We start from the raw sequence: 11,515 nt of genomic DNA, 5'->3' as shown, positions 1-11,515 counted from the left end.
AGGATGTCCGAATGGGGAAACCCAGCACGAGTGATGTCGTGTTACCCGCGCCTGAATATATAGGGCGTGTGGAGGGAACGTGGGGAAGTGAAACATCTCAGTACCCACAGGAAGAGAAAACAACCGTGATTCCGTGAGTAGTGGCGAGCGAAAGCGGAAGAGGCTAAACCATGGGTGTGTGATAGCCGGCAGGTGTTGCATTCGTGGGGTTGTGGGGTTCATTTTGTCAATACTGCCGTGTTGGCCAACAGTAAGAAATCACAGGGTTAGTGGAAGTGGTCTGGAACGGCCTGTCGTAGAGGGTGAGAATCCCGTACACGAAAACTTTGTGACTGTTGTAATGGAAACCCAAGTAGCACCGGGCCCGTGAAATCTGGTGTGAATCTGTCGGGACCACCCGATAAGCCTGAATACTCCCTGGTGACCGATAGCGGACTAGTACCGTGAGGGAAAGGTGAAAAGTACCCCGGGAGGGGAGTGAAATAGTACCTGAAACCGTGCGCTTACAATCCGTCAGAGCCTTCGAGCAGTTTACTGCTGGGGGTGATGGCGTGCCTTTTGAAGAATGAGCCTGCGAGTTAGTGGCATGTCGCGAGGTTAACCCGTGTGGGGTAGCCGTAGCGAAAGCGAGTCCGAATAGGGCGATCGTAGTGGCATGCTCTAGACCCGAAGCGGAGTGATCTACCCATGGCCAGGTTGAAGCGACGGTAAGACGTCGTGGAGGACCGAACCCACTTAGGTTGAAAACTGAGGGGATGAGTTGTGGGTAGGGGTGAAAGGCCAATCAAACTCCGTGATAGCTGGTTCTCCCCGAAATGCATTTAGGTGCAGCGTCGCGTGTTTCTCACCGGAGGTAGAGCTACTGGATGGTCTAGGGGGCCCACAAGCTTACCGAAATCAGCCAAACTCCGAATGCCGGTGAGTGAGAGCGCGGCAGTGAGACTGCGGGCGATAAGGTTCGTAGTCGAGAGGGAAACAGCCCAGATCGCCAGCTAAGGTCCCTAAGCGTGTACTAAGTGGAAAAGGATGTGGGGTCGCGAAGACAACCAGGAGGTTGGCTTAGAAGCAGCCACCCTTGAAAGAGTGCGTAATAGCTCACTGGTCAAGTGATCCTGCGCCGACAATGTAGCGGGGCTCAAGTACACCACCGAAGCTGCGGCATTCACGCAATAGCCCCCAGTTGATCCACGGATTTTCTGGCAGGTGTGTGGATGGGTAGGGGAGCGTCGTGTGGCCATGGAAGCGGCAGGGTGACCTAGCCGTGGAGGCCACACGAGTGAGAATGCAGGCATGAGTAGCGAAAGACGAGTGAGAAACTCGTCCGCCGAATGACCAAGGGTTCCTGGGCCAGGTTAATCCGCCCAGGGTGAGTCGGGACCTAAGACGAGGCCGACAGGCGTAGCCGATGGACAACGGGTTGATATTCCCGTACCCGTGTGAACGCGCCCATGGTGAATCAGTGATACTAACCATCCTGAAGCCACGAGAAGACCTTCGGGTCTCGAGTTGGTGGATGCATGGGACCTGATCTGGTAGTAGCCAAGCGATGGGGTGACGCAGGAAGGTAGCTGAGCCAGTCAGTGGTAATACTGGTGTAAGCGTGTAGGGCGTGACCTAGGCAAATCCGGGTCGCACATAGCCTGAGACGTGATGCGTAGCCGATTGAGGCGAATTCAGTGATCCTATGCTGCCGAGAAAAGCCTCTAGCGAGCTTTCACACGGCCCGTACCCCAAACCGACACAGGTGGTCAGGTAGAGAATACTAAGGCGATCGAGATAACTATGGTTAAGGAACTCGGCAAAATGCCCCCGTAACTTCGGGAGAAGGGGGGCCCTGTCTGGTGACGACATTTACTGTCTGAGCTGGGTGGGGCCGCAGAGACCAGTGAGAAGCGACTGTTTACTAAAAACACAGGTCCGTGCGAAGTCGTAAGACGATGTATACGGACTGACGCCTGCCCGGTGCTGGAAGGTTAAGAGGACCGGTTAGTTCCTTCGGGAGCGAAGCTGAGAATTTAAGCCCCAGTAAACGGCGGTGGTAACTATAACCATCCTAAGGTAGCGAAATTCCTTGTCGGGTAAGTTCCGACCTGCACGAATGGCGTAACGACTTCTCAGCTGTCTCAACCGTAGACTCGGCGAAATTGCATTACGAGTAAAGATGCTCGTTACGCGCGGCAGGACGAAAAGACCCCGGGACCTTCACTACAGCTTGGTATTGGTGTTCGGTTCGGTTTGTGTAGGATAGGTGGGAGACTGTGAAGCGGTGACGCCAGTTATCGTGGAGTCGTTGTTGAAATACCACTCTGATCGAATTGGACCTCTAACCTCGGACCATGATCTGGTTCAGGGACAGTGCCTGGTGGGTAGTTTAACTGGGGCGGTTGCCTCCCAAAATGTAACGGAGGCGCCCAAAGGTTCCCTCAGCCTGGTTGGCAATCAGGTGTCGAGTGCAAGTGCACAAGGGAGCTTGACTGTGAGACTGACAGGTCGAGCAGGGACGAAAGTCGGGACTAGTGATCCGGCACCGGCAAGTGGAAGCGGTGTCGCTCAACGGATAAAAGGTACCCCGGGGATAACAGGCTGATCTTCCCCAAGAGTCCATATCGACGGGATGGTTTGGCACCTCGATGTCGGCTCGTCGCATCCTGGGGCTGGAGTAGGTCCCAAGGGTTGGGCTGTTCGCCCATTAAAGCGGCACGCGAGCTGGGTTTAGAACGTCGTGAGACAGTTCGGTCTCTATCCGCCGCGCGCGTTAGAAACTTGAGGAAGGCTGTCCCTAGTACGAGAGGACCGGGACGGACGAACCTCTGGTGTGCCAGTTGTTCCGCCAGGAGCACCGCTGGTTAGCTACGTTCGGAAGGGATAACCGCTGAAAGCATCTAAGCGGGAAGCCTGTTCCAAGATGAGGTTTCTCACCCCCTCGAGGGGGTAAGGCCCCCGGCAGACCACCGGGTTGATAGGCCAGAACTGGAAGTGCAGTAATGCATGCAGGTGACTGGTACTAATAGGCCGAGGACTTACCACAAAGAAGCTACGCGTCCACTGTGCGGTATCTGAAACAACACACAGATACTGATGAGAAACCCTGTTTTCTCCATCCCCCAACACCAGAAACTGGTGTTGACGGGTGGTGAAACCAGGTGATCAGAAGAAGGTTACTGTGACAGTTTCATAGAGTTACGGCGGTCATAGCGAAGGGGAAACGCCCGGTCCCATTCCGAACCCGGAAGCTAAGCCCTTCAGCGCCGATGGTACTGCACTCGACAGGGTGTGGGAGAGTAGGACACCGCCGAACACCCGTTAACCGAAAGGGGACCCAACATATTGGGTCCCCTTTCGTGCGTTGTATGAGAGGAATGACTGTGTCGGAGAATGGCGACGAGCGTCGGTCCTTCCGTGGGGGAGGAGCGCCTCGATCAGGTGGCCCCCGTCGTGACAACGACGGGCGTGGATCACGCGGCGCTGCAGGCGGAGACCGCCGCGGTGGTGCCGGAGACAACAACCGTGGCGGTGCTGGAAACAGTAACCGCGGCGGCGGATTCAACGGCGGACAGCGTCGCGGCGGCGAGGGTGGGTTCACCCCTCGTGGACGCGACGGCGACCGCAACCGTCAGCAAGCACGACCTGACGAACCGGATTTGCCCGACAACGTAGAGCCCACGGAGTTGGACCCGGCCGTTCGTCGGGATCTGCTCAGCCTCGACAAGGACAACGCCAACACAGTTGCGCGTCACCTCGTCATGGCGGGCAAGCTCGTCGACGAAGATCCGGAACTCGCACTGCTCCACGCTCGCGCTGCCCGTCAGCGCGCCGGCCGAATTGCGGTCGTTCGTGAAGCTGCCGGAATCACCGCGTACCACGCCGGTGAATGGGCTGAAGCTCTCTCCGAGCTTCGTGCTGCCCGTCGAATGGCTGGCGGACCGGGTCTGATCGCTGTCATGGCCGACTGCGAACGCGGTTTGGGTCGACCCGAACGCGCGATCGAACTCGGTCGTAGCGACGAGGCTGCCCTGCTTTCGGGCGACGAGGCGTCTGAGTTGAGGATCGTCGTCGCAGGCGCCCGCATGGATCTCGGTCAGTTCGATCAGGCAGTTGTCACACTGCAGACCAAGGATCTGGACGCAGCGCGTACCGGTGAAGCTGCGGCTCGGCTGTTCTACGCCTACGCCGATGCCCTCGTTGCAGCTGGTCGCGTCGAAGACGGACTGAAGTGGTTCCTCAACGCTGCAGCTGCTGACCTCGAGGGTGACACGGATGCTGAAGAACGGGTGGCCGAGTTGACCGGAGAAGATCAGTGACCGTGCTTCGTACTCAGTACGACGTACTTTTGCTCGATCTCGATGGCACTCTGTACGCCGGAGCTCATGCGATTCCCGGCACCCAGGCTGCTCTCGGTCAGGGCACGCAGGCTTTGTACTACGTGACCAACAATGCGAGTCGCTCGCCTTCGGCAGTGTCGGCGCATCTGACCGAACTCGGTTTCGATTCCGAAGACGATCGTGTCGTCACCAGTTCTCAGACGGCAGTGCGTCTGCTGTCGGAGCGTCTCGAACCCGGTGCCGCTGTACTCGTCGTCGGTACCGACGCATTGGCCGACGAGGTGACGCGCGTCGGGTTGCTTCCGGTGCGCGAATTCGCGGATTCTCCGGTTGCTGTCGTTCAAGGACATTCGACGGAGACCAACTGGTCGATCCTTGCCGAGGCGTGCTTGGCGATCCGGGCCGGTGCGCTGTGGGTAGCGGCAAACCTGGACACAACACTGCCGTCGGAGCGGGGTTTGGTGCTGGGCAACGGCTCGATGGTGGCAGCTCTACGCGCTGCGACCAAGCAGGAACCGTTGGTGGCAGGTAAGCCTGCTGCACCGCTGATGGAGGACGCGCTCGCTCGCAGCGGGTGCTCGCGTCCACTGGTGGTCGGTGATCGTTTGGACACCGATATCGAAGGCGCACAAGCTGTTTCGATCGACTCGTTGTTGGTTCTCACCGGTGTGAGCACGCCGGGTGACGTACTGCGGGCTCCGGTTGAGCAGCGCCCCACCTACATTGCAGCAACTCTGGATTCGCTCAATCAGCCGGCCGTCGAATCGCTGGTCGGTGCGGACTCCAAGTGGTCTGTCTCCGTGAACGGGTCGGCGCTGGTTGTCGACGGCCCGGTTGTCGGGGACGAGATGTCGCTTCTACGCGCGGTTGCGCCTGTCGCATGGGCTAATCCGTCGTTCCGGACCCTGGAAGCGTCGGATGCCGGCGTGGCGGATCTGTTTGCATCCTGGCTCGTCTGATCTCTCGCAAATGTGTTCGACTCGCGGGGGTGCGGGTGTATGCGTAACCGAGAGTCATGCACTAACGTTGTGCCCGATGAGCACGCCGACACCGCACCCCGGAAACACGAGTAACGGATCTCCGTTGCCCGGGCCACGCCCTTCCGTCGATCCGGAACGCATACGTTCTGACGTCGACGGTTTGCTGGCGCGCCTGGGCGGCATCGAACAGGATCCGAACGATCAGCACGGAGCAGGTGTGATTCCGCAGAAGGCACATATTTTGGAACAGGCACACGAGGTGCTCGTCCAGGCACTCGCCTCTGTGGACAGGGCTTGACGTGGCACGTAGAGCACGGGTGGACGCCGAACTTGTCCGTCGCGGACTCGCACGGTCACGAGATCATGCGCAAGAACTGATTTCCGCCGGGCGAGTTCTCATCTCGGGAGCCGTTGCGACCAAGCCTGCGACGGCGATCGAAGCCGGAACGCCACTTCGGGTCGTCGAGGTGGAGCAGGAAGTTTCGTGGGCGTCGCGAGGTGCTCACAAACTGATCGGCGCACTCGACGCCTTCGGTGCCGAAGGATTGACGGTCGAAGGTCGCCGTTGCCTCGACGCCGGCGCATCCACCGGTGGGTTCACCGATGTTCTGCTGACGCGTGGTGCGAAGGAAGTTGTCGCAGTCGACGTCGGCTACGGACAACTGGTGTGGCGCCTGCAGTCCGATGACCGGGTGCACGTCATCGACCGAACCAATGTTCGTGCAATTGATGCGGAGACCATCGGCGGAACTGTCGATCTCGTTGTCGCGGACTTGTCGTTCATTTCTCTCAAACTTGTACTCGGGGCGTTTGTCGCCTGTACTGCTGACGGCGCGGACCTGGTTCCGATGGTCAAGCCTCAGTTCGAGGTGGGCAAGGACCGCGTCGGTGCCGGTGGCGTCGTACGAGATCCGGAATTGCGAATCTCGGCTGTGCTCGACGTGTCGGAGGCTGCTGCAAAGGTAGGTCTGCGGACGTTAGGTGTCGTGGCCAGCCCATTGCCCGGTCCGTCGGGAAATGTCGAGTATTTCCTGTGGCTTCGAAAGACAGGTTCGCCCGGTGATCACGAGCCGGACACCGAGGGAATTCCTTCGGTGGAGGACATGATTCGCAAGGCTGTAGAGGAAGGGCCCCAGTGAACGCGGTCACGAACGGCGAGTCGCGCGAGATCCTTCTTGTCGCACACCCTGGTCGACGTGACATCACGGAAACCGCCAAGCGAGTCGGGAAGATTTTCGAACGGGCGGGAATCGGGCTGCGAGTCCTCGTCGACGAAGCAGACAGCTCGCGCATCGAAGCAATGACGGAACCCGCGGGCTTCTCTGCGCCGGGTCTCGACGTCACGGTTGTTCATCCCGGCCCTGATGCTGCCGTCGGATGCGAGTTGGTTCTGGTTCTCGGTGGTGACGGCACATTTCTGCGCGCCGCCGAACTCGCTCAAGAAGCGTCCATTCCGGTACTGGGCATCAACCTCGGACGGATCGGATTTCTGGCAGAGACCGAGGCCGAGCATCTCGACGAGGCTCTCGCACAAGTAGTTCGCAAGGAATATCGCGTCGAGTCCCGTATGACACTCGACGTCGTGATTCGGGTGGACGACGAGATCATCGACCGCGGGTGGGCGCTCAACGAGGCCAGTATCGAGAACCGTTCGCGTCTGGGAGTTCTCGAAGTTGTCCTCGAAGTCGACGGCAGACCGGTGTCTGCCTTCGGTTGCGATGGTGTTCTCGTGTCCACTCCCACCGGCTCGACCGCTTATGCATTTTCCGCAGGCGGCCCCGTCGTGTGGCCCGAACTCGAAGCATTGCTCGTCGTACCCAGCAACGCGCATGCGCTGTTCGCGCGGCCGTTGGTCACCAGCCCGAATTCGATCATCGCGGTGGAGACCGTCGCCGGTAGCCACGACGGCCTGGTCTTCTGCGACGGGCGTCGTACGTTGGAACTGCCTGCCGGCGCTCGCGTCGAGATCGTTCGCGGCGCCACTCCCGTCAAGTGGGTCCGGTTGGACTCTGCGCCCTTCGCAGATCGGATGGTTCGCAAGTTCGAGCTTCCGGTTACCGGATGGCGAGGAAGGAAGCCTTAATCGTGCTCGCAGAGATCCGTATCGACAGTCTTGGTGTGATCTCCGAGGCCAGCGCCCAGTTCCACGAGGGCCTGACCGTCCTGACCGGTGAAACCGGCGCAGGTAAAACGATGGTCGTCACCAGCTTGCACCTCCTCAGCGGAGCGCGAGCCGATGCCGGTCGGGTGCGGTTGGGCGCGTCGCGAGCCGTCGTCGAAGGACGATTCATCGCCGACGACGTCTCACCGGCCACCGAGCGTGAGATCGTCCGAATCCTGGAATCGTCCGGCGCCGAGCGCGACGAGGACGGGACCATCATCGCCGTCCGGACAGTCGGCAGCGACGGCCGCTCACGGGCTCATCTCGGCGGACGAAGCGTGCCGGCGGGAGTTCTCTCCGAATTCACGGATCCACTTCTGACTGTCCACGGACAGAACGATCAGCTGCGATTGCTTCGTCCCGACCAGCAACGCAATGCGCTGGACCGCTTCGGGGACAAGGCAATCGGAACGCTGCTGACGAGGTACCGCAAACACCGTCGTGAATGGCTAGATGCTCGTTCGGAGTTGATCGAACGCACGTCGAAGGCTCGTGAACTGGCGCAAGAAGCAGATCAGTTGACCTTCGCGCTCAACGAAATCGACGGCGTGGCACCCGAGCCAGGCGAGGACACGGCAATCGTTGCCGAAGTTCGTCGACTCAGTGAACTCGATTCGCTCCGCTCGGCTGCGGAAGAGGCGCACGCTGCGCTCGCCGGTAGTGACGACATGGCAAGCGGCGACGTCGGGGTCATGCCGGCGCTAGACCTGATGTCCGAAGCGCGGGCGCGTATCGAGTCGGTCACCGACGCAGATCTGGACGGCCTCGGTTCCCGGTTGGCCGACGCTATTGCCGTCGTCACCGATGTTGCCGGTGACCTGAACACCTATCTGTCCGGGCTGCCCGCAGACCCGGGTGCTCTGGACTCGCTGCTGTCGCGGCAATCGGAACTGAAGACTCTGACTCGCAAGTACGCCGCCGATGTCGACGGTGTTCTCGAATGGGCAGATACCGCTCGCGCTCGTCTGTCCAAACTCGACGTGTCGTCGGATGCGTTGTCGCTGTTGGCCAAGCAGGTCGAGGAGACGGCTGGCCTCACCGCGGAAGCCGCCACAAAGCTGAGCGCCGCCAGAGTCAAGGCAGCGGCAAAGCTCGCCAAAGCCGTCAGCGCGGAACTCGCCGGTCTGGCGATGGGACGTGCGGGCCTCGAGGTGACCGTCCGTTCTCAGCCTGCGGGCCCGCAGGACTCGGCGCCGCTCAGTGTCGGGGGAGTAGACCTTCATGCCGGGTCTGCCGGCGTCGACGAGGTGGAATTCCGTCTGTCTGCGCACAGCGGGGCACCGTCACTTCCGATCAGCAAGAGCGCTTCCGGTGGCGAGCTGTCACGCGTCATGCTGGCGCTCGAGGTTGTTCTCGCTGGTAGCGACACCGGCGCGACGATGGTTTTCGACGAAGTGGACGCGGGGGTCGGTGGTCGCGCTGCTGTCGAGATCGGCCGCCGATTGGCGAAACTTGCTCGTACGCATCAGGTTATCGTCGTCACCCACCTTCCGCAGGTTGCTGCGTTTGCCGACACCCACCTCGTGGTGGACAAGGTCGACGACAAAGGCGGAGTGGTGAGCAGTGGCGTGCGGACCTTGTCGGATTCGGATCGGGTGGTCGAATTGGCCCGTATGTTGGCAGGGCTGGACGACACCGAGACCGGTCGTGCGCACGCCGAAGAACTGCTCGAGATCGCGAATGCGGCCCGCGTCACAGATTGAAGGTTCTGTGGTGTTGGTGTGACTGATGTGGTAGTTGTCGGCGCGCCTCCACCGGTCAACGCGGTTTCAGGTTCATCATCGAAGCCATGAAGATGCCCGGATTGCTCTCACGTAACACCGAATCCTTGCCTGGGATCAGTGGCATCGCCAGGGCCGATCGGAACACGGCGAAGCTTCTACGCCGCGTCGGTCCTGGAGACATCGTGATCCTCGACGAAGTCGACATCGATCGCCGGACCGCCGATGCTCTGGTGAAAGCCGGAGTCATGGCCGTGGTCAACGCGTCGCCGTCGATTTCGGGGCGGTACCCCAACCTCGGACCGGAAGTGATCGTCGCCAACGACATCGTTCTGATCGATGCCGTAGACGGTGACGTCTTCAAGAACGTCAAGGACGGCAGCAAGATCCGCCTGCACGAGGGCGAGATCTTCAACGGCGAGAAGAGCCTCGTCAGGGGCGAAGAGCAGACCGAGGCCGAGATCTCCGATCGGATGATCGAGGCCAAGACCGGCCTGGTCGATCACCTGGAAGCGTTCTCGGGTAACACCATCGAGTTCATCCGCACCGAAAGTCCTTTGCTGATCGACGGAATCGGTGTTCCGGACATCGACATCGACTTGAAGGATCGCCACGTCGTGGTCGTCTCCGACGGACCCGAACACGAGGCAGATCTGAAGAACCTCAAGCCCTTCATCAAGGAGTATTCGCCGATCCTGATCGGTGTCGGCGCAGGTGCGGACGTGTTGAGCAAGGCCGGATACCGCCCCGATCTGATCGTGGGCGACCCGGAAGAGATCACCAGTTCCACCCTCAAGTCCGGCGCGGAAGTTGTACTGCCCGCAGACCAGGACGGTCATGCGGCGGGGCTTTCCCGAATCCAGGATCTCGGTATCGGGGCGATGACGTTCCCGGCGACCTGCTCACCGACCGACCTTGCGTTGCTGCTCGCCGATCACCACGGAGCTTCACTGATCGTGACGGTCGGCAACGTGGTGTCCTTGGACGAGTTCTTCGACCGTGGGCGTCGTGAAAGCAATCCGTCGGCGTTCATGACTCGGCTCAAGGTGGGACCGAAACTGGTCGACGCCAAGGCTGTGGCAACGCTGTATCGAAGTCGAGTGTCCGGCGGCGCGATCGCGCTCCTGGTGCTCGCCGCCCTGGTGGCAGTGATCGTCGCCCTGGTCGTGTCCAATGCCGGTAGTGAAGTTCTCGACTGGGCAATCGCAACGTGGAACAGCTTCGCGCTGTGGGTTCAGGGGCTCTTCAAGTGATTTCGATGCGTCAACATGCAATTTCCATAGCGGCAATCTTCCTGGCACTCGCGATCGGCGTGGTGCTCGGTTCCGGAATGCTGTCCAGTGGATTGCTTTCGGGTCTGCGCGACGACAAGGCGGACCTGCAGAACGAGATCGAAGACCTCAATCAACAGTCCAATCAGCTTCAGCAGCAACTCAATTCCGCGGACGGCTTCGATGCTGCTGTCGGCGGTCGCGTCGTGCGTGACAGTCTCGCTGGTCGCACCGTCGTCGTCATCACGGCACCGGACGCCGATCCCGGTGATCTCGACGGTGTCAACCGACTCGTCACTGCCGCCGGTGGCGCCGTGACCGGACGCGTCTCGCTCACCGATTCGTTTGTCGACGCCACGGGCGGTGACCGCTTGCGGACCGTCGTCACCAATGTCATCCCTGCGGGCATCACACTCAAGACCGGTGCGGTCGATCAGGGCAGTCTCGCGGGTGATCTGCTCGGTTCGGTTCTGCTTCTCAACGGGCAGAACAGCGAGCCGCAGAGCACTCCGGACGAGATGAATCTCGCGCTCGACTCGCTGCGTAGCGCCGGTTTCATCAGCTACGACGACGGAGCGGTCAAGCCGGCTCAACTCGCGGTGGTTCTCACCGGCGACAACAAGAGTGAATCCGACGCAGCCACCGGTAACCGCGGCGCCGTCATCGCCCGGTTCGCCGGTGCTCTCGACGGACGCGGCGCAGGAACGATTCTCGCGGGCCGGCCTGGCTCGGCCGAGGGCAGTGGTCCGGTTGCCGTCGCTCGTGCGGACGCGGCGCTCTCAGCGGGCTTGACGACCATCGACAACATCGATCGGGAGTCGGGCAAGATCACCACGCCGTTGGCGCTGCAGGAACAGTTGAACGGCGGCGCCGGCCGCTACGGCACGGGACCGGGAGCGGCGGCGGTCACCGTCGGCGCACCCACCAACTGAACACCCCGGTATTGATACGCCGGTCACATCGGGGGCGGAAAGTCGGCGCGTTGTAGGCACCGACCCCCGATAGGTGTTACCGTGAAATCCCGTGGGTCGGCAGGCCCCAGCATGCTTCATCAGACCAA

The 11,515-nt window shown here is 60.8% G+C and carries 8 protein-coding genes and 2 rRNA genes (1 of these 10 only partly in view); all 10 read left to right on the top strand.

Going from position 1 to position 11,515, the window contains the following annotated elements; genetic code table 11:
* Nucleotides 1-3,028: ribosomal RNA gene (locus M0639_RS15380) — 23S ribosomal RNA — on the top strand (it extends 107 nt beyond the left edge of the window).
* Between the two features lie 153 nt (nucleotides 3,029-3,181).
* Nucleotides 3,182-3,298: ribosomal RNA gene (gene rrf / locus M0639_RS15375) — 5S ribosomal RNA — on the top strand.
* 61 nt (nucleotides 3,299-3,359) lie between these two features.
* A complete protein-coding gene (locus M0639_RS15370; protein ID WP_073513327.1) occupies nucleotides 3,360-4,301 on the top strand; it encodes a tetratricopeptide repeat protein in 942 nt (313 codons plus the stop codon).
* Nucleotides 4,298-5,281: an HAD-IIA family hydrolase gene (locus M0639_RS15365; RefSeq protein ID WP_007731903.1), complete on the top strand. Its 984-nt coding sequence runs from the start codon at nucleotides 4,298-4,300 to the stop codon at nucleotides 5,279-5,281. The genes M0639_RS15370 and M0639_RS15365 overlap by 4 nt, the downstream gene beginning before the upstream one ends.
* A gap of 76 nt (nucleotides 5,282-5,357) precedes the next feature.
* Nucleotides 5,358-5,600 (top strand): hypothetical protein, encoded by a 243-nt coding sequence (locus M0639_RS15360; RefSeq protein WP_003946140.1) that lies wholly within the window; start codon nucleotides 5,358-5,360, stop codon nucleotides 5,598-5,600.
* A 1-nt stretch (nucleotide 5,601) separates the two neighbouring features.
* Nucleotides 5,602-6,441, top strand: coding sequence for a TlyA family RNA methyltransferase (locus M0639_RS15355; RefSeq protein WP_003946142.1), 840 nt, complete (start codon nucleotides 5,602-5,604; stop codon nucleotides 6,439-6,441).
* Nucleotides 6,438-7,385: an NAD kinase gene (locus M0639_RS15350; RefSeq protein ID WP_003946132.1), complete on the top strand. Its 948-nt coding sequence runs from the start codon at nucleotides 6,438-6,440 to the stop codon at nucleotides 7,383-7,385. The genes M0639_RS15355 and M0639_RS15350 overlap by 4 nt, the downstream gene beginning before the upstream one ends.
* Before the next feature lie 2 nt (nucleotides 7,386-7,387).
* On the top strand, nucleotides 7,388-9,166 hold the full coding sequence (gene recN, locus M0639_RS15345) for a DNA repair protein RecN (RefSeq protein ID WP_003946143.1): 1,779 nt from the start codon (nucleotides 7,388-7,390) through the stop codon (nucleotides 9,164-9,166).
* Nucleotides 9,167-9,252: 86 nt separating this feature from the next.
* Nucleotides 9,253-10,437 (top strand): putative cytokinetic ring protein SteA, encoded by a 1,185-nt coding sequence (gene steA, locus M0639_RS15340; protein WP_064074351.1) that lies wholly within the window; start codon nucleotides 9,253-9,255, stop codon nucleotides 10,435-10,437.
* The gene (locus M0639_RS15335) at nucleotides 10,434-11,387 is read left to right on the top strand and encodes a copper transporter (protein WP_007731900.1); all 954 of its coding nucleotides are present in this window, start codon (nucleotides 10,434-10,436) and stop codon (nucleotides 11,385-11,387) included. The genes steA and M0639_RS15335 overlap by 4 nt, the downstream gene beginning before the upstream one ends.
* Nucleotides 11,388-11,515: the final 128 nt, after the last annotated feature.

Source organism: Rhodococcus qingshengii JCM 15477, assembly GCF_023221595.1.
Taxonomy (GTDB): Bacteria; Actinomycetota; Actinomycetes; order Mycobacteriales; family Mycobacteriaceae; genus Rhodococcus_F; species Rhodococcus_F qingshengii.
This window is presented reverse-complemented; position numbering and strand designations above follow the sequence as displayed.